The sequence below is a fragment of the Citrobacter sp. RHBSTW-01044 genome, assembly GCF_013781945.1.
GTDB classification, from domain to species: domain Bacteria; phylum Pseudomonadota; class Gammaproteobacteria; order Enterobacterales; family Enterobacteriaceae; genus Citrobacter; species Citrobacter braakii.
In genome coordinates, this window is record NZ_CP056180.1 from 3,676,647 (window position 1) to 3,698,841 (window position 22,195).

At 51.3% G+C, this 22,195-nt stretch carries 21 protein-coding genes; 10 read left to right on the forward strand and 11 right to left on the reverse strand.

The genetic code is table 11. The features are described 5' to 3' along the window. Positions 1-26: 26 nt before the first annotated feature. The 7 genes from ppiD to bolA all read right to left on the reverse strand — a co-directional run bounded on the left by ppiD (position 27) and on the right by bolA (position 9,421). Positions 27-1,901 (reverse strand): peptidylprolyl isomerase, encoded by a 1,875-nt coding sequence (gene ppiD / locus HV352_RS17875; RefSeq protein ID WP_016152053.1) that lies wholly within the window; start codon positions 1,899-1,901, stop codon positions 27-29. Between the two features lie 267 nt (positions 1,902-2,168). Continuing rightward, a complete protein-coding gene (hupB, locus tag HV352_RS17880; RefSeq protein WP_003021629.1) occupies positions 2,169-2,441 on the reverse strand; it encodes a nucleoid-associated protein HU-beta in 273 nt (90 codons plus the stop codon). A 208-nt stretch (positions 2,442-2,649) separates the two neighbouring features. Further along, the gene (gene lon / locus HV352_RS17885) at positions 2,650-5,004 is read right to left on the reverse strand and encodes an endopeptidase La (RefSeq protein WP_016152052.1); all 2,355 of its coding nucleotides are present in this window, start codon (positions 5,002-5,004) and stop codon (positions 2,650-2,652) included. Between the two features lie 184 nt (positions 5,005-5,188). Continuing rightward, positions 5,189-6,463 carry an ATP-dependent protease ATP-binding subunit ClpX gene (gene clpX, locus HV352_RS17890; protein WP_003831013.1) on the reverse strand — a complete coding sequence of 425 codons (1,275 nt, stop codon included), beginning with the start codon at positions 6,461-6,463 and terminating at the stop codon, positions 5,189-5,191. Between the two features lie 126 nt (positions 6,464-6,589). Beyond that, positions 6,590-7,213: an ATP-dependent Clp endopeptidase proteolytic subunit ClpP gene (gene clpP, locus HV352_RS17895; protein WP_003021624.1), complete on the reverse strand. Its 624-nt coding sequence runs from the start codon at positions 7,211-7,213 to the stop codon at positions 6,590-6,592. Between the two features lie 247 nt (positions 7,214-7,460). Beyond that, a complete protein-coding gene (gene tig, locus HV352_RS17900) occupies positions 7,461-8,759 on the reverse strand; it encodes a trigger factor (protein WP_181634945.1) in 1,299 nt (432 codons plus the stop codon). 344 nt (positions 8,760-9,103) lie between these two features. After that, entirely contained in the window at positions 9,104-9,421 is a 318-nt protein-coding gene (gene bolA / locus HV352_RS17905) for a transcriptional regulator BolA (protein WP_016152051.1), read from the reverse strand. Positions 9,422-9,727: 306 nt separating this feature from the next. Between bolA and HV352_RS17910 the strand changes: the two genes are divergently transcribed. The 7 genes from HV352_RS17910 (at position 9,728) to cyoE (ending at position 17,079) form a co-directional block, all read left to right on the forward strand. Continuing rightward, on the forward strand, positions 9,728-10,306 hold the full coding sequence (locus HV352_RS17910) for a lipoprotein (protein ID WP_016152050.1): 579 nt from the start codon (positions 9,728-9,730) through the stop codon (positions 10,304-10,306). Positions 10,307-10,350: 44 nt separating this feature from the next. Then, positions 10,351-11,826: a muropeptide MFS transporter AmpG gene (gene ampG / locus HV352_RS17915; RefSeq protein ID WP_016155863.1), complete on the forward strand. Its 1,476-nt coding sequence runs from the start codon at positions 10,351-10,353 to the stop codon at positions 11,824-11,826. Positions 11,827-12,285: 459 nt separating this feature from the next. Next, positions 12,286-13,233 carry a cytochrome o ubiquinol oxidase subunit II gene (gene cyoA / locus HV352_RS17920; RefSeq protein ID WP_003847580.1) on the forward strand — a complete coding sequence of 316 codons (948 nt, stop codon included), beginning with the start codon at positions 12,286-12,288 and terminating at the stop codon, positions 13,231-13,233. Between the two features lie 19 nt (positions 13,234-13,252). Then, positions 13,253-15,244 (forward strand): cytochrome o ubiquinol oxidase subunit I, encoded by a 1,992-nt coding sequence (gene cyoB / locus HV352_RS17925; protein WP_003831008.1) that lies wholly within the window; start codon positions 13,253-13,255, stop codon positions 15,242-15,244. Next, on the forward strand, positions 15,234-15,848 hold the full coding sequence (locus HV352_RS17930; protein ID WP_003831007.1) for a cytochrome o ubiquinol oxidase subunit III: 615 nt from the start codon (positions 15,234-15,236) through the stop codon (positions 15,846-15,848). Before cyoB ends, HV352_RS17930 begins: the two co-directional genes overlap by 11 nt. Beyond that, positions 15,848-16,177, forward strand: a complete 330-nt coding sequence (locus HV352_RS17935; RefSeq protein WP_003831006.1) for a cytochrome o ubiquinol oxidase subunit IV — start codon at positions 15,848-15,850, stop codon at positions 16,175-16,177. Before HV352_RS17930 ends, HV352_RS17935 begins: the two co-directional genes overlap by 1 nt. A gap of 11 nt (positions 16,178-16,188) precedes the next feature. Next, on the forward strand, positions 16,189-17,079 hold the full coding sequence (cyoE, locus tag HV352_RS17940; RefSeq protein WP_003831005.1) for a heme o synthase: 891 nt from the start codon (positions 16,189-16,191) through the stop codon (positions 17,077-17,079). A 59-nt stretch (positions 17,080-17,138) separates the two neighbouring features. On the opposite strand, the gene HV352_RS17945 is transcribed toward cyoE, so the two are convergent. The 3 genes from HV352_RS17945 to tssD are packed head-to-tail and all read right to left on the reverse strand — an operon-like array spanning position 17,139 to position 18,411. Continuing rightward, complete coding sequence (locus HV352_RS17945) at positions 17,139-17,483, reverse strand: DUF1493 family protein (protein ID WP_046276090.1); 345 nt, start codon at positions 17,481-17,483, stop codon at positions 17,139-17,141. Then, positions 17,468-17,917 (reverse strand): STM2901 family protein, encoded by a 450-nt coding sequence (locus HV352_RS17950; protein ID WP_049042295.1) that lies wholly within the window; start codon positions 17,915-17,917, stop codon positions 17,468-17,470. The genes HV352_RS17945 and HV352_RS17950 overlap by 16 nt, the downstream gene beginning before the upstream one ends. A gap of 11 nt (positions 17,918-17,928) precedes the next feature. Continuing rightward, positions 17,929-18,411 (reverse strand): type VI secretion system tube protein TssD, encoded by a 483-nt coding sequence (tssD, locus tag HV352_RS17955; protein ID WP_016155861.1) that lies wholly within the window; start codon positions 18,409-18,411, stop codon positions 17,929-17,931. Positions 18,412-18,593: 182 nt separating this feature from the next. On the opposite strand from tssD, the gene HV352_RS17960 reads away from it, so the two are divergent. Then, positions 18,594-19,958 (forward strand): MFS transporter, encoded by a 1,365-nt coding sequence (locus HV352_RS17960; RefSeq protein ID WP_016152045.1) that lies wholly within the window; start codon positions 18,594-18,596, stop codon positions 19,956-19,958. A 94-nt stretch (positions 19,959-20,052) separates the two neighbouring features. Here the strand turns inward: HV352_RS17960 and HV352_RS17965 are convergent, their stop codons facing one another. After that, the gene (locus HV352_RS17965; protein ID WP_003831002.1) at positions 20,053-20,544 is read right to left on the reverse strand and encodes a YajQ family cyclic di-GMP-binding protein; all 492 of its coding nucleotides are present in this window, start codon (positions 20,542-20,544) and stop codon (positions 20,053-20,055) included. A 174-nt stretch (positions 20,545-20,718) separates the two neighbouring features. On the opposite strand from HV352_RS17965, the gene panE reads away from it, so the two are divergent. Both panE and yajL read left to right on the forward strand, forming a co-directional pair. Continuing rightward, the gene (gene panE / locus HV352_RS17970; RefSeq protein ID WP_016155860.1) at positions 20,719-21,630 is read left to right on the forward strand and encodes a 2-dehydropantoate 2-reductase; all 912 of its coding nucleotides are present in this window, start codon (positions 20,719-20,721) and stop codon (positions 21,628-21,630) included. After that, on the forward strand, positions 21,593-22,183 hold the full coding sequence (yajL, locus tag HV352_RS17975; RefSeq protein ID WP_016152043.1) for a protein deglycase YajL: 591 nt from the start codon (positions 21,593-21,595) through the stop codon (positions 22,181-22,183). The genes panE and yajL overlap by 38 nt, the downstream gene beginning before the upstream one ends. The last annotated feature ends 12 nt before the right edge of the window (positions 22,184-22,195 follow it).

Here is a 22,195-nt window from a genome sequence, read left to right on the forward strand (position 1 = left end):
TTGCAATTTTTTGCGAGTAGCCTCGGTTATTGCTGCTGTTCCAGCGCGTCACCGACTTTAATTTTTGCGGCTTTACGCAGGTTGCTCATCAGCGCTTCAAAGACAATCTGCGCATTGTTCTGGGTAATCCCCTGAACCATCGCTTTCTTCTGCTCTTCAGGCATAGAACCGGCTTTCACCTCGTCCAGCGCCAGCAGTACAACGTTACCCTGCATGTCGTTCGCCACGCCGTAGCTCGGTTTGTCTTTCGCCGGCAGGCTCAGGCCAAAGGCCGCCTGACTCAGCGGATCCTGACCCGTACGGCTCAGCGTTTTCGCCTCGCCAAAGCTCAGACCCGCCGCTTTCATGGCTTCATCGCCTTTACCAGCTTTCAGATCCGCCAGCAGTTTATCGGCATCAAGCTTCGCCTGCTGCTCTGCTTTATTGTGCTTAACAAGCGCAGTTACCTGATCTTTCACTTCAGCCAGTGGTTTAACGGCTTCAGCTTTGTGCTCTGCAATACGCAGTACAAACGCGCGATCGCCATCCACGGTGATGATGTCAGAGTTACTGCCAGGCGTACCGTTCTCACCAACCAAACCACCATTGAAAATGATGTCAGCGACCGGTTTGAAGTTCAGCTCTTCCGGCAGGCTGTCACGGCTAAACCAGCCCGTTTCAACCGCTTTCATACCCGCCGCCTGCTCCGCGCCCGCCAGGGATTCGTTATCGTTGCTGGCGGCATCGCTCACTTTCTGCTGCAGCGCATAGTAGGCATCCAGCGCTTTTTCCTGCTTCACTTTCGCCGCAATGTCGTCACGGGCTTCGCTCAGCGGTTTAACCTGCGCAGGCTGTACGTCGTCAAGACGCGCAACGAGGAAACCAACGGAAGACTTAATCACACCTGACAGCTGGCCTTTCTCTTTCAGACCGGCATTCTTCAGCTCATCCGGGGTGGTGGAATCTTCCAGCCATCCCATATCGCCGCCTTTACGGGCAGAGATGATGTCAGCAGATTTTTCTTTTGCCAGCGCAGCGAAATCACCGCCTTTGTTCAGCTCGTCCAGTACCGCTTTGGCTTCATCTTCCGTTTTGGTCTGAATGATGCTGTAGCGGTTACGCTGCGGCTGAGTGAACTGATCCTGATGCTGGTCATAATAAGCCTGAATATCCGCATCGCTGGCCGTCTCCTGCATAGCAGCAGCATCCAGCTTGATGTAGCTCACGCGGAACTGTTCCGGCGTCATAAAGTTGTTTTTATTCTGCTCGTAGTAGCTGGCAACTTCCTGCTCGGTAACAGACTGCTTCGCGGCCAGTGCGTTAACGTCAATTGTCGCCTCGCGAACGATACGCTGCTGTGCGACCAGCGCCGCCAGCTCGTCCGTTTCGCCTTTCAGCATGAAGTCCGTACCGGCAACGCCGTTAATCAGTTGCTGGGTAGTAAGCTGATTACGTAATGCCTGAGCGTACTGGTCTGCGGTCATTCCCATCTGATTAACAATCGCGTTGTAGCGATTGTTATCAAATTTACCGTCCACCTGGAACGCAGGCGTGGCGAAAATAGCCTGTTTAACCTGATCGTCGCTGATGTTGAGATTAAGCTCGCGGGAGTACTGATCCAGCAGCGCTTCGTCAATAAGACGATTCAGCACCTGCTGACGCAGCGTTTTCATGTAGCCTTCGTTCGCAGCCAGTTCGGAGTATTGATCGCCCAGCTGTTGCTGCATGCGGTTACGTTCGCTGTTGAACGCATTCTCGAACTGCCCGCGGCTAATCTCCTGGCCATTCACTTTGGCGGCGAAGTTATTGCCCCCGCCAATCAGGTAACCACTCACGCCGGTCAAAATGAACGACACGATAATGATACCGAAAATAATCTTGAGCACGAGACTGTTAGCAGCCGTGCGTAAGCTGTCCATCATGGTGTAACCACACTCCGCTGTAGATGACTATACGCGTTATCTCTCAAGCCGCCTGCGCGTTGTCACCACAGCGGCGGCAAGGATTTTGAGTATATATGCTTCACGCAGCATAGCGTTTCCTGAACGCTGCGTACAAAGGCCTATTGTGACAAGAAACAGGGGCAATTGTCAGCCCACAACGCATAGAAAGTACCGGAATTACAAATAAAAAAGGCACATCAGTCGATGCGCCCTTGTACTTCGTCACATCCCCAAAGGGGAAATCACTTAGTTTACCGCGTCTTTCAGTGCTTTACCTGCACGGAAGCCCGGTACTTTAGCCGCGGCGATGGTGATCTCTTTACCTGTTTGCGGGTTGCGACCAGTACGGGCAGCACGCTCTTTAACGGCAAAAGTACCAAAACCTACCAGCGCTACGTCATCACCTTCTTTCAGAGATTCGGTAACAGAAGCAATAATTGCATCTAACGCACGTCCAGCCGCAGCTTTAGAGATATCAGCCCCTGCAGCAATTTTGTCGATCAGTTGAGATTTATTCACTCTTCTCTTCCTCTTTATAATTTATATCGCACCTGAATCCTTCAAAGTGCGAACGCGCAGCAGTTATATCAGGCCTGCCATGCCCTTACAACACCCGTTAATGATGGCAAGCCTAATCCGTCATCTAAATTAGCTATACAAAAAAAGGCTGGCAAGTCCGAAATGGCCTGCCAGCCCTGTTTTTATTAGTGCTCTTTGCGCGAGGTCACTATTTTGCGGTCACAACCTGCATTCCGGAGGGCTCATTTTGCAACGCGAGCGTCAGAACCTCCTCAATGCGTTTCACCGGATGGATGTCCAGATCGGCAATTACGTTGTCCGGAATCTCTTCCAGGTCACGTTTGTTTTCGTCTGGAATTAAGACCGTTTTAATACCACCACGGTGTGCCGCCAGCAGTTTTTCTTTCAACCCACCAATAGGCAGAACCTGGCCACGCAGGGTGATCTCGCCGGTCATCGCCACGTCGGCGCGAACCGGGTTACCGGTCAGACAAGAAACCAGCGCGGTACACATGGCAATACCCGCACTTGGACCGTCTTTCGGCGTCGCCCCTTCAGGTACGTGAACGTGGATGTCGCGTTTTTCGTAAAAGTCCGGATTAATGCCCAGTTTTTCCGCGCGCGCGCGCACCACGGTCAGCGCAGCCTGAATGGATTCCTGCATGACTTCACCCAGAGAACCGGTGTAGGTCAGCTTACCTTTACCCGGTACGCAAGCGGTTTCGATGGTCAGCAGATCGCCGCCCACTTCCGTCCATGCCAGACCGGTTACCTGACCAACGCGGTTTTCATTGTCCGCGCGGCCATAGTCAAAGCGCTGTACGCCCAGGTAGTCGTGCAGGTTGTCGCCATTGATCTCAATATGTTTCAGCGACTTGTCGAGCAGCAGCTGTTTCACCGCTTTACGGCACAGTTTGGAAATTTCACGCTCCAGACTACGCACGCCAGCTTCACGGGTGTAATAACGAATAATGCCCACAATGGCGCTATCGTCGACCGTCAGCTCGCCTTTTTTCAGCGCGTTACGCTCAATCTGTTTCGGCAACAGATGACGTTTAGCAATGTTCAGCTTCTCGTCTTCGGTATACCCGGACAGACGGATCACTTCCATACGATCCAGCAACGGTGCGGGAATATTCATGGAGTTAGAGGTCGCAACGAACATCACGTCGCTGAGATCGTAGTCCACTTCCAGGTAATGATCGCTGAACGCCACGTTCTGCTCTGGATCCAGCACCTCAAGCAGTGCGGAAGCCGGATCGCCACGCATGTCGGAAGACATTTTGTCGATCTCATCAAGCAGGAACAGCGGGTTTTTAACGCCCACTTTAGCCATTTTCTGGATCAGTTTACCCGGCATCGAACCAATATAGGTCCGGCGGTGACCGCGAATTTCAGCTTCATCACGCACGCCGCCCAGTGCCATACGGATATATTTACGTCCGGTTGCTTTAGCGATGGACTGTCCCAGAGAAGTTTTACCTACCCCCGGCGGCCCAACCAGGCACAGGATCGGCCCCTTGATTTTATTCACACGGCTTTGAACCGCGAGATACTCAAGAATACGGTCTTTGACGCGTTCCAGACCGTAATGGTCAGTATCGAGGATTTCCTGAGCCTGACGCAGATCTTTTTTGACCTTGCTACGCGCATTCCACGGCACCTGAACCATCCAGTCGATGTAGCCACGGACTACGGTTGCTTCCGCTGACATCGGAGACATCATTTTCAGCTTCTGCAGTTCTGCTTCCGCTTTCTCTTTTGCCTCTTTCGGCATTTTCGCCGCGTCGATTTTACGCTTCAACGCTTCGTTTTCGTCCGGCGCATCATCCATCTCGCCGAGCTCTTTCTGAATGGCTTTCATCTGCTCGTTCAGATAGTACTCACGCTGGGATTTTTCCATCTGCTTTTTCACGCGGTTGCGAATGCGTTTCTCAACCTGCAGCAGATCGATTTCAGATTCCATCATCGCCATCAGATATTCCAGACGTTCGTTAACGTCGGACATCTCCAGTACGGACTGCTTGTCAGCAAGCTTCAGCGGCATGTGCGCAGCGATGGTGTCCGCCAGACGTGCAGGATCGTCAATGCTGTTCAGCGACGTCAGCACTTCGGGCGGGATTTTCTTGTTCAGCTTGATATAGCCTTCGAACTGGCTGATAGCGGTACGCACCAGCACTTCCTGTTCGCGCTCATCAATAGCAGGCGAGTCAAGGTACTCCGCTTTCGCAGAGAAGTGCTCGCCGTTGTCAGACAGCGCTGAAATACGCGCGCGCTGTAACCCCTCGACCAGCACTTTTACGGTGCCGTCAGGCAGTTTCAGCATCTGCAAAATAGAGGCCACGGTCCCGACGGTGAAAAGATCGTTTACACCCGGCTCATCCGTTGACGCTTCTTTCTGAGCAACCAGCATGATTTTTTTATCATGGTCCATAGCCGCTTCCAGACAACGGATAGATTTTTCCCGCCCTACAAATAAGGGTATGACCATGTGCGGATAAACCACCACATCGCGCAACGGCAATACGGGGATTTCAATGCGTTCAGAACGCTCAGGATTCATAGAGCTCTCTCTTAGTTTAGTTTCCGCCAGGTAATCAGGTGGTACGACTGTGCTCCACACCACCTTTAACATGTATGTCAGTATATGGGGATGTTTCCCACACATTCAACGCCATGTTTACGGAAAAATAAAAGGGGAGATAAAATCCCCCCTTATTAATTAAATGTCTGTATGAATTGATGAATTATTCGCCAGATGCCTGCTGCGCTTCCGGCTTACCGTAAATCAGCAATGGCTTGCTCTGGCCGCCAATCACCGACTCATCGATCACCACTTTTTCGACGTCTTCCATAGAAGGCAGATCGTACATGGTGTCAAGCAGTGCGGCTTCGACGATAGAACGCAGACCACGAGCACCGGTTTTACGTGCCATCGCTTTTTTGGCGATCGCATCCAGCGCTTCCTCACGGAATTCCAGATCAACACCTTCAAGATTGAACAGCGCCTGGTACTGCTTGGTCAGGGCGTTTTTCGGCTCTTTCAGGATCTGGATCAGCGCTTCTTCACTCAGTTCGCTCAGCGTCGCTACAACCGGCAGACGCCCGATGAACTCAGGGATCAGACCAAATTTGATCAGATCTTCCGGCTCCACCTGCGACAGCAGTTCACCTTCGCTGGCTTTATCAGACTGCGCTTTTACCGTTGCGCCAAAACCAATGCCGGAGCCCGTTTCAACACGGTTAGCAATGACTTTATCCAGACCGGCAAAGGCACCGCCGCAGATAAACAGGATCTTGGAGGTATCAACCTGCAGGAATTCCTGCTGAGGATGTTTACGCCCCCCCTGCGGTGGAACGGCAGCAACCGTACCTTCGATCAGTTTCAACAGCGCCTGCTGTACGCCTTCGCCGGAAACGTCACGGGTAATGGACGGGTTGTCAGACTTACGAGAAATCTTGTCGATTTCATCGATATAGACGATCCCGCGCTGTGCTTTCTGCACGTCGTAATCGCACTTCTGCAGCAGTTTCTGAATAATATTTTCAACATCTTCACCCACATAACCAGCTTCGGTCAGCGTGGTGGCATCGGCCATAGTGAACGGAACGTCCAGCAGGCGTGCCAGCGTTTCAGCCAGCAGCGTTTTACCGGAACCCGTTGGGCCAATCAGCAGGATGTTACTTTTGCCCAACTCGACGCCATTGCTGGTGTCGCCGTTGCGCAGACGTTTGTAATGGTTGTATACCGCGACCGCCAGCACTTTCTTCGCCTGCTCCTGACCGATAACGTAATCGTCCAGGTGGTTGCGAATTTCATGCGGCGTCGGCAGCGCACTGCGTTCACGGTGCGGTGCTACTTCCTTAATCTCTTCGCGAATGATGTCGTTACATAAATCAACACATTCGTCGCAGATATACACGGATGGTCCGGCAATCAGCTTACGCACTTCATGCTGGCTTTTGCCGCAAAAAGAGCAGTACAACAATTTGCCCGAGCCATCTTTGCGTTTATCTGTCATGGGTCAAAACCTCTTCTTTGTTCTTTGTGCCGCACACGACGACGCAAATGCCATTCTCAGGCGCAAGACGCTAGTCAGCGTTGTGCCGCTCCAGGTAATTATAGCGGTACACCTGCGCGCTGGGCATTAATTACGATGGGTCAAAATCGAGTCGACCAGACCGTACTCTACCGCTTCAGAAGCGGAGAGGAAGCGATCGCGCTCGGTATCACGTTCAATCTGCTCAAGAGATTGACCCGTATGATGCGCCATAAGTTCGTTCATGCGCCCTTTTACCTTCAGGATTTCACGGGCATGAATTTCAATATCCGTTGCCTGGCCCTGGTAACCGCCCAGAGGCTGGTGGATCATGACGCGAGAGTTAGGCAGGCAAAAACGTTTACCTTTCGCCCCGGCAGTCAGCAGGAACGCGCCCATTGAGGCCGCCTGGCCCATACAAATGGTGCTGACGTCCGGCTTAATAAACTGCATGGTGTCATAGATAGACATCCCGGCAGTGATCACTCCACCAGGGGAGTTGATGTACAGGTAGATATCTTTTTCTGGGTTTTCTGCTTCCAGGAACAGCATCTGCGCCACGATCAGGTTAGCCATATGGTCTTCGACCTGGCCGGTCAGAAAAATGACGCGTTCCTTAAGTAGACGAGAATAGATATCAAAAGAGCGCTCACCACGTGAGGTCTGTTCAATGACCATCGGCACCAGCGCCATATGGGGTGCAAAGTTATCTCGTTCGCCGCTGTATGACATTTCCGTCTCCTGGATAAAATTTGAAAAAACCTGCTGTGCTGATTGTAACCTTATGGACGGATTATCAGCTAGTCCCTCTGTAATGGGTACGACATCGCCATAATTCAAGCATAACAATCTTTTGTTGTAACGCTAACACTGAAACGCTGTTTTCGCACTCTTCCCATGCAAAATCCGTGACAAAAAAAAACCCGCCACCAAAAGGTGACGGGCTTGCGTACGAAATTCGTGCTAAATAAGCGACGAATTACGCCTGCTGGTTCATCAGCTCGTTGAAGGAAGTGGCTTTTTCAGTCACTTTCGCTTTCGCCAGAACGGCTTCAACAGCCTGCTCTTCCAGAGCGACGTTACGCATGTTGTCCATCAGCTCTTTATTTTTGCTGTAGAACTCAACAACTTCTTTCGGATCTTCGTAAGCAGAAGCCATCTCTTCGATCAGGCCTTTAACGCGATCTTCGTCAGCTTTCAGCTCGTTGGTACGAATCACTTCGCCCAGCAGCAGACCTACAACTACGCGACGCTTAGCCTGTTCTTCGAACAGTTCACGCGGCAGTTCCAGAGCTTGTTTTTCGTTGCCGCCAAAACGCTGTGCAGCCTGACGACGCAGAACGTCGATTTCGCTGTCGATCAGAGCAGCCGGAACGTCGATGTCGTTAGCTTTTACCAGACCTTCGATCGCCTGAGACTTAACGCGGTTACGCACAGCGCCTTTCAGCTCGCGTTCCATGTTTTTACGTACTTCAGCGCGCAGACCCGCTACGGAACCATCTTCAACGCCGAAACGTTTGATGAATTCTTCAGTTAGTTCCGGCAGTTCGCGCTCTTCAACTTTCTTCAGGTTGATAACGAACTTAGCGGCTTTACCTTTCAGGTTTTCAGCGTGGTACTCTTCCGGGAAGGTCACATCGATAGTGAACTCTTCGCCAGCTTTGTGGCCTTTAACGCCTTCTTCAAAGCCTGGGATCATACGACCCTGGCCCATCGCCAGTACGAAGTCAGACGCTTTGCCGCCTTCGAACTCTTCGCCGTCTACAGAGCCGGTGAAGTCGATGGTTACACGGTCTTCTGCATCAGCAGCGCCTTCTTTGTCTTTCCAGGTAGCCTGCTGCTTACGCAGGGTGTCCAGCATCACGTCAACGTCAGCGTCGGTGACTTCAACAACCGGTTTTTCAACTTCGATTGCTTCCAGGCCAGTCAGCTCAACTTCCGGGTAAACTTCGAACTCTACCGCGTAAGTAAAATCTTCACCCAGTTTGTATTCGCCCGGAACGTAGTTCGGTGCGCCAGCCGGATTGATTTTTTCTTTGATGATCGCGTCAACGAAGTTGCGGCTCATCAGGTCGCCCAGAACGTCCTGGCGAACAGACGCGCCATAACGCTGAGCAACAACATTCATCGGTACTTTTCCTTTGCGGAAACCGTCAATACGCACTTTCTTCGCTACGTTGACCAGCTCGCTTTTCACAGCGGTCTCGATGCTGTCAGCAGCGATAGTAATCGTTACACGGCGGCCAAGGCCTTGAGTGGTTTCAACTGAAACTTGCATCTTGTTACCTCAAAAAATCACAGTGCTCGGTCAACTCTTCTCCGCAAGCACAGGTTGTTGGCTTCGCGGAACTGGGATGTTCTCATAAGCAATCACATTCCCTGTCGTCAGAATCATCCCGAAGACATTCCGAAAAATAAGACGCGCATTATAGCGGCATCACTTTTATGAGTCGAGAACGGTTATCGCGCGTTGCTGCGGCTTTTTTCACAATTCCCGGCTAATTTTTGTCTGAATACTGTACGACTGCCCCAGAATTCAGACAAAACAAAACGGCCCGCAGGCCGTTTTCACATAATCTGTAGCAACATACTGGAAAAGCGTCGGTTGTTGCAAATCCGTTTTTACGCGATGCTTCCCGCCCCACGACACGGAGGCGATGCAAAAATCGTATCCTGCAACGCTTCCCACTCCTTAATGGTGTAGGTATGCAGGGCAAGTGCATGAACGGTTGTGGAAAGCTCCACCGTTAAGGTGCTGTAAATCATCCGATGACGATTCAGAAAACGCTCACCTGTAAAGCGATCGCTAACCAGCACAACCTTAAAGTGGCTTTCAGAACCTGCCGGGACATTGTGACGATAGCTTTCATCCACAACTTCGAGGAACACGGGTTGGAACGCTGCCCTTAATTTTTCTTCTATTTGCTCACGAATCATCATGAAGTTTTTCCTCCGACAACGCTGAGATGTCACCCATCCCTTTAAATACTAGCCGCTTTTACCGCTTTCATTACACCTTAGCAACAAAAAATTAGCGTTTGTCTGATTTTCTCAGCCAAATGGATGAAGTTCACTAAATCCTCACTTCGATTTATTGCAAAAAGTCCGTTTATGGTCTCCACAAAGACATAAAACTGACAACACAATGAATTTACATGCGTTACCCACTTCCCCTCATCGTTGGCGATGTTATGATGGCGGGAATTTTCTCCAACCATACAATTTAGATTCGCTGAGAGCCCTGGCATGTTTAAAAAAATCCTCGTCCCGTTTGTCGCGCTGTTTATGTTAGCTGGATGCGCAACGCCGCCGACCACTATTGAAGTTTCCCCGAAAATTACCCTGCCACAGCAGGACCCGAGCCTGATGGGTGTGACCGTTAGCATCAACGGTGCCGACCAGCGTCAGGATCAGGCGCTGGCTAAAGTTACCCGTGACAACCAGCTTGTTACCCTGACCGCGTCCCGCGATCTGCGCTTCCTGCTGCAAGAAGTACTGGAAAAACAGATGACCGCACGCGGTTATATGATTGGGCCAAACGGTGCTGTTAACCTGCAAATCATTGTTAGCCAGCTGTATGCAGACGTGTCCCAGGGTAGCGTGCGCTATAACATCGCCACCAAGGCAGACATCGCCATCATTGCGACCGCTGCTAACGGCAACAAGATGACCAAAAACTACCGCGCAAGCTATTCTGTTGAAGGCGCACTGCAGGCCTCTAACAAAAATATCGCTGACGCCGTTAACAGCGTGCTGACCGATACCATCGCTGATATGTCTCAGGACACCAGCGTTCACGATTTCATCAAGCAGAACGCTCGTTAATTTCTGCCCATATGGCCCGGCGTTCGTCGGGCCTATAGAAGCCCATGTCCAGTCATTACTTACGTATTTTTCAGCAACCACGTTCAGCTATCCTGCTCATACTGGGATTCGCCTCCGGTTTACCACTCGCACTGACCTCGGGTACGCTTCAGGCATGGATGACAGTCGAGAATATCGATCTTAAAACCATCGGTTTCTTTTCTCTGGTCGGCCAGGCCTACGTGTTTAAGTTCCTCTGGTCTCCGCTAATGGACCGCTACACGCCGCCGTTTTTAGGTCGACGCCGTGGTTGGTTGCTGGCAACTCAGGTGTTGTTACTGATTTCTATTGCCGCGATGGGCTTTCTGGAGCCTGGCACGCAGCTACGCTGGATGGCCGCGCTTGCGGTGGTGATCGCATTTTGCTCGGCATCGCAGGATATCGTCTTTGACGCATGGAAAACCGACGTGCTACCCGCCGAAGAACGCGGTACCGGCGCGGCTATCAGCGTGCTGGGCTATCGTTTAGGGATGCTGGTTTCCGGTGGGCTGGCTCTGTGGATGGCCGACCGCTGGCTGGGCTGGCAAGGAATGTACTGGCTGATGGCGGCGCTGCTGATACCTTGCATCATCGCTACCCTGCTAGCGCCCGAACCGACTGATGCCATTCCGGTGCCCAAAACGCTGGAGCAAGCGGTTGTGGCCCCGCTGCGCGACTTCTTTGGTCGTAACAACGCCTGGCTAATTCTGCTGCTTATCGTTCTGTATAAGCTCGGGGATGCCTTTGCCATGAGCCTGACTACAACCTTTTTAATCCGCGGCGTCGGATTTGATGCGGGTGAAGTTGGCGTGGTGAATAAAACGCTCGGACTGCTGGCAACCATCGTTGGCGCGCTGTACGGCGGGATCCTGATGCAACGCCTTTCGCTGTTTCGCGCATTGCTGATTTTCGGCATCCTGCAGGGGGCGTCGAATGCGGGCTACTGGTTATTGTCCATCACTGACAAACACATGTTCAGTATGGCCGCCGCCGTCTTCTTTGAAAACCTGTGTGGTGGCATGGGTACGGCAGCGTTTGTCGCCTTATTAATGACGCTGTGCAATAAGTCCTTCTCAGCGACCCAGTTCGCTCTGCTCTCCGCGCTTTCAGCCGTTGGTCGCGTTTACGTTGGCCCGGTAGCAGGTTGGTTTGTTGAAGCGCACGGGTGGCCAACGTTTTATTTGTTCTCTGTGTTTGCCGCTATCCCCGGCCTCATACTGCTGCTGGTTTGTCGTCAGACTCTGGAACATAGCTGGCAAAATGAGAGCTTCATTCCGCGCACGGAATTTCGTGGCGCGTACAGCCTGGCATTAATGACGTTGGTTGCGGGCTGCGGGCTGCTGGTGGTTTGGCTGCTGCTGTTAACCATGAACGCGCTGGATTACACCAACTTCTCCTTCCTGCCGGAACTGCTGGAAATCTCGGTGGTGGTCGCGGTCTGCGGGGTCGTTTTTGGTGGATTGCTGGATTATCTGGCACTGCGCAAAACCCGCCTGGCGTAAAAATCCACATTAATATCGCCGTTGTAATCACCCTGCGTAATTATAACGGCTAAATAAACAACAATTACTAAAAATATTATTTGTTATTTTGTGCGCCAAAGAATTTGGAAATTATTGACGCCTTTTATATATACTATTTCCCTTACTCGATTCAGCCACTACAGATTTATTTTTTGTTCTTCAATTGTCTTTTTATTGATAATCAATTGTTAAACAATTGTTTTATTTTCGTATTGGTTATACCAATTGCCCTCAGCACGTCTCCCGCTTGCCCGCTTTCGTTATAACGTGATGTTGCAACAGGTTCTTAAAGTCAAAACGACATATATTGCAACATATGTGACATGCCCGGCAGAACCCAGTAACACAGATCCAAGGATGTTTACAGTAATGTAACCTTCCCGTAAAATGCCCTCACACTTTAAACGCCACCCGGTCCCGTGGAATTGAGGTCGTTAAATGAGACTCAGGAAATACAATAAAAGTTTGGGATGGTTGTCATTAATTGCAGGCACTGCATTACTCAGTGGCTGTAATTCTGCGCTGCTTGACCCTAAAGGACAGATTGGACTGGAACAACGTTCTCTGATACTGACGGCATTTGGCCTGATGTTGATTGTCGTTATTCCTGCCATCTTGATGGCTGTTGGTTTCGCCTGGAAGTATCGTGCAAGCAATAAAGATGCGAAGTACAGCCCGAACTGGTCACACTCCAATAAAGTGGAAGCTGTGGTCTGGACGGTGCCGATCTTAATCATCATTTTCCTTGCCGTACTGACCTGGAAAACCACTCACGCTCTTGAGCCAAGCAAACCGCTGGCGCATGACGAGAAGCCCATTACCATTGAAGTGGTTTCCATGGACTGGAAATGGTTCTTCATCTATCCGGAACAAGGTATCGCTACCGTGAATGAAATCGCCTTCCCGGCGAATACTCCGGTTGAGTTCAAAGTGACGTCCAACTCCGTGATGAACTCCTTCTTTATCCCGCGTCTGGGTAGCCAGATTTATGCCATGGCCGGTATGCAGACTCGACTGCATCTGATCGCCAACGAAGTCGGTACTTATGATGGTATCTCCGCAAGCTATAGCGGACCAGGCTTCTCCGGTATGAAGTTCAAGGCTATCGCAACAAAGGACCGCGCCGAATTCGACCAATGGGTTGCTAAAGCTAAACAGTCCACGAACACCATGAGCGACATGGCTGCGTTCGAAAAAGTGGCTGTGCCAAGCGAATACAACCAGGTGGAATACTTCTCCAACGTGAAACCAGATTTGTTTAAAGACGTTATTAACAAATTTATGGCTCACGGTAAGAGCATGGACATGACCCAACCCGAAGGTGAGCACAGCGCACACGAAGGAATGGAAGGCATGGACATGAGCCACGCGGAATCCGCTCACTAAGGGGCCGAGGAAGAATACGATGTTCGGAAAATTGACGCTGGATGCAGTGCCGTTCCATGAACCAATTGTCATGGTTACGATCGCTGCCATTATCATCGGTGGTGCGGCCTTACTGGGCCTAATCACTTACTTCGGTAAGTGGACCTACCTGTGGAAAGAGTGGCTAACTTCGGTTGACCACAAACGCCTTGGCATCATGTATGTCATTGTCGCAATCGTCATGTTGATTCGTGGCTTTGCCGACGCCATCATGATGCGTAGTCAGCAAGCGCTGGCTTCTGCAGGTGAAGCGGGCTTCCTGCCACCTCACCACTACGACCAGATCTTCACGGCTCACGGCGTGATTATGATCTTCTTCGTGGCAATGCCATTTGTTATCGGTCTGATGAACCTGGTGGTTCCGCTGCAGATCGGCGCACGTGACGTTGCATTCCCGTTCCTGAACAACCTGAGCTTCTGGTTCACCGTTGTCGGCGTAATCCTGGTTAACCTGTCTCTGGGCGTGGGTGAATTCGCACAGACCGGTTGGCTGGCGTACCCGCCACTCTCGGGAATAGAGTACAGTCCAAGCGTCGGGGTCGATTATTGGATATGGGCAGTCCAGTTGTCCGGTATTGGTACAACCCTAACCGGGATCAACTTCTTTGTGACCATCATTAAGATGCGTGCGCCAGGAATGACCATGTTCAAGATGCCGGTATTTAGCTGGGCATCGCTGTGTGCGAACATCCTGATTATCGCGTCTTTCCCAATCCTGACGGTTACCGTCGCGTTGCTGACCCTGGATCGCTATCTGGGCACCCATTTCTTTACCAACGATATGGGCGGCAACATGATGATGTACATCAACCTGATTTGGGCCTGGGGCCATCCGGAAGTGTACATTCTGGTTCTGCCGGTCTTCGGTGTGTTCTCCGAAATCGCTGCAACCTTCTCACGTAAACGTCTGTTTGGTTACACCTCACTGGTGTGGGCAACCGTGTGTATCACCGTTCTATCGTTCGTTGTTTGGCTGCACCACTTCTTCACCATGGGTGCAGGCGCTAACGTTAACGCCTTCTTCGGTATTACCACCATGATTATCGCCATCCCGACCGGGGTGAAGATCTTCAACTGGCTGTTCACCATGTACCAGGGTCGTATCGTATTCCACTCAGCGATGCTGTGGACGATTGGCTTTATCGTTACCTTCTCAGTCGGCGGCATGACCGGCGTACTGTTGGCGGTTCCGGGTGCGGACTTCGTGCTGCACAACAGTCTGTTCCTGATTGCGCACTTCCATAACGTTATCATCGGCGGCGTCGTATTTGGATGCTTCGCAGGTATGACCTACTGGTGGCCAAAAGCGTTTGGCTTCACGCTGAACGAAACCTGGGGTAAACGCGCATTCTGGTTCTGGATCATCGGCTTCTTCGTGGCGTTTATGCCGCTGTATGTGCTGGGCTTTATGGGGATGACCCGTCGCCTCAGCCAGCAGATTGACCCGCAGTTCCATCCGATGCTGGTCGTTGCCGCCTGCGGTGCCGCGCTGATTGCATTGGGTATCCTGTGCCAGCTGATTCAGATCTTCGTTTCTATTCGCGACCGCGAGCAGAACCGCGACCTGACCGGTGACCCATGGGGTGGTCGTACGCTGGAGTGGGCAACCTCTTCCCCGCCTCCGTTCTACAACTTTGCCGTTGTGCCGCACGTTCATGAGCGTGATGCCTTCTGGGAAATGAAAGAAAAAGGTGAAGCGTACAAGCAGCCTGCGCACTATGAAGAAATTCATATGCCGAAAAACAGCGGTGCCGGTATCGTCATTACCGCCTTCGCAACACTGTTTGGTTTCGCCATGATCTGGCATATCTGGTGGCTGGCGATTGCAAGCTTCGCAGGCATGATCATCAGCTGGATTGTGAAAAGCTTTGATGAAGACGTGGATTACTACGTGCCGGTCCCGGAAGTCGAAAAACTGGAAAACCAGCATTTCGATGAGATTACTAAGGCAGGGCTGAAAAATGGCAACTGATACTTTAACGCACGCGACTGCCCACGCGCACGAACACGGGCACCACGATGCAGGCCAGACCAAGATCTTCGGATTCTGGGTCTACCTGATGAGCGACTGCATTCTGTTCTCTATTCTGTTTGCAACCTATGCCGTTCTGGTGAACGGCACAGCAGGTGGCCCAACAGGTAAGGACATTTTTGAACTGCCGTTCGTTCTGGTTGAAACATTCCTGCTGTTATTCAGCTCTATTACTTACGGCATGGCGGCGATCGCCATGTACAAGAACAACAAGAGCCAGGTTATCTCCTGGCTGGCGTTGACCTTCTTGTTCGGTGCCGGATTCATCGGGATGGAACTCTATGAATTCCATCACCTGATTGTTAACGGTATGGGCCCGGATCGCAGCGGCTTCCTGTCTGCGTTCTTCGCGCTGGTCGGCACGCACGGTCTGCACGTCACCTCCGGTCTTATCTGGATGGCGGTGCTGATGGTGCAAGTTGCTCGTCGCGGCCTGACCAGTACTAACCGTACCCGCATCATGTGCCTGAGCCTGTTCTGGCACTTCCTGGATGTGGTGTGGATCTGTGTGTTCACTGTTGTTTATCTGATGGGGGCGATGTAATGAGTCATTCTAACGAGAGCGGCGGCGCATCCCATGGCAGCGTAAAAACCTACATGACAGGTTTTATCCTGTCGATAATCCTGACGGTTATTCCGTTCTGGATGGTCATGACAGGTTCTGCCTCTCCTGCCGTCATTCTGGGAACTATTCTGGCAATGGCAGTGGTACAGATTCTGGTGCACCTGGTGTGCTTCCTGCACATGAATAGCAAATCTGATGAAGGTTGGAACATGACAGCCTTTGTCTTTACTGTGCTAATCATCGCCATCCTGGTTGTGGGCTCCATCTGGATTATGTGGAACCTTAACTACAACATGATGATGCACTAAGAGCGGCGATTATGATGTTTAAGCAATACCTGCAAGTAACAAAACCAGGCATCATCTTTGGCAACCTGATCTCGGTGATTGGGGGATTCCTGCTGGCCTCGAAAGGCAGCATTGATTATCCCCTGTTTATCTACACGTTGGTTGGGGTGTCACTGGTTGTGGCGTCGGGTTGTGTATTTAACAACTACATCGACAGGGATATCGACAGGAAGATGGAGAGGACCAAAAACCGTGTGCTGGTTAAAGGTCTGATTTCCCCTGCGGTCTCGCTGGTATACGCCACCCTGCTGGGTATTGCTGGCTTTATGCTGCTGTGGTTTGGCGCGAACCCTCTGGCCTGCTGGCTGGGGGTAATGGGCTTCGTGGTCTATGTGGGCGTCTATAGCCTGTACATGAAGCGCCATTCCGTTTATGGCACGCTGATTGGCTCACTCTCCGGCGCTGCGCCGCCGGTGATTGGCTACTGCGCCGTAACAGGTGAGTTCGATAGCGGTGCGCTGATTCTGCTGGCTATTTTCAGTCTGTGGCAGATGCCGCACTCTTACGCGATTGCGATTTTCCGCTTTAAGGATTATCAGGCAGCCAACATCCCGGTACTGCCGGTGGTGAAAGGTATTTCGGTCGCGAAGAACCATATCACGCTGTACATCGTGGCGTTTGCTATCGCCACGCTGATGCTAACCCTGGGCGGCTATGCTGGTTATAAATACCTGATTGTTGCTGCGGCGGTGAGCGTCTGGTGGTTGGGCATGGCGCTGCGCGGTTATAAAGTGGAAGATGACAGGGTCTGGGCGCGCAAGCTGTTCGGTTTCTCCATCATCGCCATTACCGCGCTTTCCGTGATGATGTCAGTTGACTTTATGGTGCCAAACTCGCAGAACCTGCTGACTTACGTCTGGTAACGATCTGCTGATACGAAAAGGGTGCCTCCGGCACCCTTTTTTATTGGCAGGGATGTTATTCAGTCATAAAGCCATTTCCCCGCTTCAGCCGACTCAGCAAACATCCTTACGGTTAGCGGTATGCGTGTTGCTTCCACTTCTTCCCGGTTAGCTTTGAACCACCGAGTCAGAAGAGGCGTGTTTTCCCAAGGAAAATAGCGGGTCCAGTCAACATTCGATAAATCTACATTGAATGCTTTCTGAAACTCTTCTACTGCATCTGAGAGGTCATCTCGTGGCTCATCGAATAAATCTGTGTCCAATTCTAATGGGATCTCATTTCCGTCTTTATCGTCGTATCCAGGTATCTCCTTCCTGAATAGCTTCAACACTTCATTTTGTATGCTCATTAGAAAGATGTCCACTGTATGCGATCTTTTGGGCGGGCAATCAGATTGTATTTATTCTGTGTACGCCGTGAGATCTGGTAAATAGCGTTGGTTAACGCCACCCATCCTAACCAAGGGCAATAACGCCCAATCACAGCAGCAACCTTGTTAGTTTTCTTCATGGTAAAACCAACTGGTGTTTTAACTCTGAGGCCAAAAGGTAATCGCATATCTCTCAGTATAATTCTTGCGTACTTTGAGGCAACACTTGTTCCTTTAGTCGCGTCTCGTGGTTTTTGCCTTGTCTTCAACCAGGGTTGACCAGCCAGAATAGCGGCTCCCGATTCAATACCAATACCTAACTCATCACAAAACTGTTCCAGAAAGATGAGATCGAACAATTCGCCAGCGGACAGATTGCTGTGACCATGATACCAATAGGTTCCATTCGCCTCTTCAGTTGTGTCCATTCAATCCCCCATTATGCCGTCTGCCGGTCATTCCATGCGTCGGTATAGATAATGTTCCCGTCGCAATGCTTCCAGGTGATTTTTTCGTAGCGTAATTCTATGGTTTCAAGATGGTTATTATTCATGTCCTCTGGACCAGCCATCGAGGGAGAAACGGAGACAATCCGCACCCCTTCCAGAAACATATTGAAGTATTCAACTTCCTGACCGGCATCATTGATTTTGTACCAACGAATCTCTGCGGACTTAAGATTCTGACCAGAAGCGACAGCTTTGTATAAATACGGGCTAGAGTAGTCAAACTCTTTGACGATCATCATCGGTGAATGTTGGCGTGTGCCTGTTGGCTTGCCTGTACCGTTATCAGTGGGAATAGACAAATTGTGATGAAAGCCTTTAAATTCAATACTGTATTCTCTTCCCTTTACATCACACCCGCCCTTAATCAGCGCACCACCATCGTCATAAATCCACATATTGCCCGGAATCGCCATTTTCCTTTTCCCTCTTTCCATTAGAAATAACCACAAAAAGACTACACCTGTAATTATCGCAAGTAAATTAGTCGCAGTTGTAATTATTTCGATTTTCCCACTACACAATTCCACATATCGTAGAGGTTTACCGCACTCCTTCCCCGCTTTACACTAGGCGCGAAATTAATACAGAGGTGGGAATGAACGATTACAAAATGACGCCCGGTGAGTTGCGCGCCACCTGGGGTTTAGGGACCGTATTCTCGTTGCGCATGCTTGGCATGTTTATGGTTCTGCCGGTTCTGACCACGTACGGTATGGCGCTACAGGGTGCCAGTGAAGCGCTAATTGGCCTTGCCATTGGCATTTATGGTCTGGCGCAAGCCGTTTTCCAGATCCCCTTTGGTCTGCTTTCTGACCGCATCGGTCGTAAGCCGCTTATCGTCGGCGGGCTGGCGGTGTTCGTTCTCGGCAGCGTGATTGCCGCCCTCTCCGATTCAATCTGGGGCATTATTCTCGGTCGCGCTTTGCAAGGCTCTGGCGCGATTGCCGCCGCCGTGATGGCGCTGCTTTCCGACTTAACCCGTGAGCAAAACCGTACCAAAGCGATGGCGTTTATCGGCGTCAGCTTTGGTATCACCTTCGCCATTGCGATGGTGCTAGGACCGATCGTTACCCATGCGCTGGGACTACACGCGCTGTTCTGGATGATTGCAGCTCTTGCAACCACCGGCATCGTGCTAACCATTTGGGTCGTTCCCAATAGCACCAGCCACGTGCTGAACCGCGAATCTGGCATGGTAAAAGGCAGCTTCAGCAAAGTGCTGGCGGAGCCCAAACTGCTCAAGCTCAACTTTGGCATCATGTGTCTGCACATTTTGTTGATGTCCACTTTCGTCGCCTTACCGGGCCAACTGGCGAAAGCCGGTTTCCCCGCCGCAGAACACTGGAAAATTTATCTGGTGACGATGCTGCTGTCCTTTGTTTCCGTGGTGCCGTTCATCATCTACGCAGAAGTGAAGCGGCGGATGAAGCGCGTATTCCTCGCCTGCGTGTTACTGATCCTTATCGCAGAGATTGTATTGTGGAGCGCTAACGTGCGTTTTTGGGGGCTGATTGCGGGCGTTCAGATATTCTTCCTCGCCTTCAACCTGATGGAGGCCCTCCTCCCCTCGCTTATCAGCAAAGAGTCTCCGGCTGGCTATAAAGGCACGGCGATGGGCGTTTACTCCACCAGCCAGTTTCTTGGCGTGGCGATTGGCGGTTCGCTCGGCGGTTGGGTGGTCGAAATGTTTGATGGTCAGGCGGTATTCCTGGCCGGCGCGCTTCTGGCGGCAGTTTGGTTGTTGGTGGCAAGCACAATGAAAGAGCCGCCATATGTCAGTAGCCTGCGAGTGGAAATCCCGCCTGAGATTGCCGCAGATGACACCCTTAAGCAGCGTCTGCTGGCTAAAGAAGGGATAAGCGAAGTGTTAATTGTTGCGAAAGAGCATTCGGCTTACGTGAAAATCGACAGCAAAGTGACGAATCGATTTGAGGTTGAACAGGCCATCAGCCAGGCGTGAAGAGTGCCAGATGGCGACTATCGTTTGAGCCGGCCTACAAATAGCGTGTGCAACCTGTAGGCCGGATAAGCGTAGCGCCATCAGGCATTACGACTTAATCGCGGAAGTTCTTAAACTGGAACGGCTGGCCGAGATCGCCGCCGCGAACCAGCGCCATAACGGATTGCAGATCGTCACGCGCCTTGCCGGTCACGCGGATTTCTTCGCCCTGAATCTGCGCCTGCACCTTCAGTTTGCTGTCTTTGATCAGCTTGACGATTTTCTTTTGCACCGCGCTTTCAATGCCCTGTTTCAGCTTAGCTTCAACAAACCAGGTTTTACCGCTGTGCACGAAGGTTTCTGGTACGTCCAACGAAGTGCCTTCAATACCACGTTTCAGCAGCTTGGCACGTAAAATATCCAGCAACTGATTGACCTGGAAATCAGACTCGCTTAGCACCTTAATCGTCTTATTCGACTCGTTCAGCTCAAAAGTCGCTTCAACGCCACGAAAATCAAAGCGTGACTCCACTTCACGGCTGGCGTTATCTACCGCGTTACGGGCTTCCTGAAGATCAACTTCAGAAACAATATCGAAAGATGGCATCTTTTCCTCTCCCTTCATTTTTGATGCGAAGCATAATACCTGCAAAGTTACACAACAGACAGCGCTATACTAGGCTGTATCCTTTAATTGTACGTGGTACTGATACCTGCGAACAATAATGGGGTACGGCCGATATGGATTAACACCTGGTGATGTTGCAGGTGAGGAGGAAGAATGAAAATTACCGTACTGGGATGTGGAGCGTTAGGACAGCTTTGGCTAACCACGCTGTGCAAACATGGACATGAGGTTCAGGGGTGGCTACGCGTACCGCAACCCTATTGCAGCGTTAACCTGATCGACACGGATGGGTCAGTATTCAATGAATCCCTGACGGCAAACGACCCCGATTTTTTGGCGAAAAGCGACCTGTTGCTTGTCACTCTGAAAGCCTGGCAGGTTTCTGATGCGGTCAAAGGCCTGGCCGCCATTCTGCCTGACACCACTCCCATTCTGCTGATTCACAACGGTATGGGGACGATTGAAGAGTTGCATAACATTAAGCAACCTCTGCTGATGGGCACCACAACCCACGCGGCACGCCGTGACGGCAACGTGATCATTCATGTCGCTCAGGGAACAACAAGGATTGGTCCGGCGCGTGAACAAGACGGTGATTTCAGTTATCTGGCTGAAGTCCTGCAAGAGGTGCTGCCGGACGTCGCCTGGCACAACAATATTCGCGCTGAGTTGTGGCGTAAGCTGGCCGTCAACTGCGTCATTAACCCGCTGACCGCATTATGGGATTGCTCAAATGGAGAGTTACGCCATCATCCTGAAAAAATAGCGCTCATCTGCGAGGAGGTGGCGGCGGTCATTGAACGCGAAGGCCACCACACATCAGCAGATGATTTACGCTATTATGTTGAGCAAGTGATTGACAGTACGGCGGAAAATATCTCATCAATGCTGCAAGACATACATGCCCTGCGCCATACTGAGATCGACTACATTACCGGTTATTTGTTAAAACGCGCCCGCGCGCACGGCATCGCCGTCCCGGAAAATGCCCGCCTGTTTGAAATGGTTAAGAGAAAGGAAAGTGAGTATGAGCGCTCAAGCACTGGTATGTCTCGCCCCTGGTAGTGAAGAGACCGAAGCGGTCACCACTATCGATCTGCTGGTTCGCGGCGGAATTAAGGTCACGACCGCAAGCGTTGCCAGCGATGGCGGCCTGACGATCGTGTGCTCACGCGGCGTAAAACTACTGGCGGATGCGCCATTAGTGGAAGTTGCTGACGGGGATTTCGACATTATCGTGCTGCCCGGCGGTATTAAAGGCGCCGAGTGTTTTCGCGACAGCCCTCTGCTTGTCGAAACCGTGAAACAGTTTCATCGCTCCGGGCGCATTGTCGCGGCAATTTGCGCCGCTGCCGCCACAGTCCTCGTCCCACACGATATTTTCCCCATCGGTAACATGACCGGTTTTCCGGCGCTGAAAGACAATATTCCCACTGACCAGTGGCAGGATAAGCGCGTCGTATGGGATCCGCGCGTCAATCTGTTAACCAGCCAGGGCCCGGGAACCTCAATCGATTTCGGTTTAAAAATCATTGATCTCCTGGTGAGTCGCGAAAAAGCTTACGAAGTGGCATCACAACTGGTGATGGCTGCGGGTATTTATAACTACTACGAGTAATCTTCAGGCCAC

Excerpts from the sequence above, each read along its gene's own strand:
- HV352_RS17910 (WP_016152050.1), top strand. The coding sequence starts at position 9,728 with ATGTTTAAAAAAATCCTCGTCCCGTTTGTCGCGCTGTTTATGTTAGCT.
- HV352_RS17960 (WP_016152045.1), top strand. The coding sequence starts at position 18,594 with ATGAACGATTACAAAATGACGCCCGGTGAGTTGCGCGCCACCTGGGGT.
- lon (WP_016152052.1), bottom strand. The coding sequence starts at position 5,004 with ATGAATCCTGAGCGTTCTGAACGCATTGAAATCCCCGTATTGCCGTTG.
- ampG (WP_016155863.1), top strand. The coding sequence starts at position 10,351 with ATGTCCAGTCATTACTTACGTATTTTTCAGCAACCACGTTCAGCTATC.
- clpX (WP_003831013.1), bottom strand. The coding sequence starts at position 6,463 with ATGACAGATAAACGCAAAGATGGCTCGGGCAAATTGTTGTACTGCTCT.
- HV352_RS17930 (WP_003831007.1), top strand. The coding sequence starts at position 15,234 with ATGGCAACTGATACTTTAACGCACGCGACTGCCCACGCGCACGAACAC.
- HV352_RS17965 (WP_003831002.1), bottom strand. The coding sequence starts at position 20,544 with ATGCCATCTTTCGATATTGTTTCTGAAGTTGATCTTCAGGAAGCCCGT.
- cyoB (WP_003831008.1), top strand. The coding sequence starts at position 13,253 with ATGTTCGGAAAATTGACGCTGGATGCAGTGCCGTTCCATGAACCAATT.
- panE (WP_016155860.1), top strand. The coding sequence starts at position 20,719 with ATGAAAATTACCGTACTGGGATGTGGAGCGTTAGGACAGCTTTGGCTA.
- tig (WP_181634945.1), bottom strand. The coding sequence starts at position 8,759 with ATGCAAGTTTCAGTTGAAACCACTCAAGGCCTTGGCCGCCGTGTAACG.
- clpP (WP_003021624.1), bottom strand. The coding sequence starts at position 7,213 with ATGTCATACAGCGGCGAACGAGATAACTTTGCACCCCATATGGCGCTG.
- cyoA (WP_003847580.1), top strand. The coding sequence starts at position 12,286 with ATGAGACTCAGGAAATACAATAAAAGTTTGGGATGGTTGTCATTAATT.
- HV352_RS17935 (WP_003831006.1), top strand. The coding sequence starts at position 15,848 with ATGAGTCATTCTAACGAGAGCGGCGGCGCATCCCATGGCAGCGTAAAA.
- bolA (WP_016152051.1), bottom strand. The coding sequence starts at position 9,421 with ATGATGATTCGTGAGCAAATAGAAGAAAAATTAAGGGCAGCGTTCCAA.
- yajL (WP_016152043.1), top strand. The coding sequence starts at position 21,593 with ATGAGCGCTCAAGCACTGGTATGTCTCGCCCCTGGTAGTGAAGAGACC.
- ppiD (WP_016152053.1), bottom strand. The coding sequence starts at position 1,901 with ATGATGGACAGCTTACGCACGGCTGCTAACAGTCTCGTGCTCAAGATT.
- cyoE (WP_003831005.1), top strand. The coding sequence starts at position 16,189 with ATGATGTTTAAGCAATACCTGCAAGTAACAAAACCAGGCATCATCTTT.
- HV352_RS17950 (WP_049042295.1), bottom strand. The coding sequence starts at position 17,917 with ATGGACACAACTGAAGAGGCGAATGGAACCTATTGGTATCATGGTCAC.
- tssD (WP_016155861.1), bottom strand. The coding sequence starts at position 18,411 with ATGGCGATTCCGGGCAATATGTGGATTTATGACGATGGTGGTGCGCTG.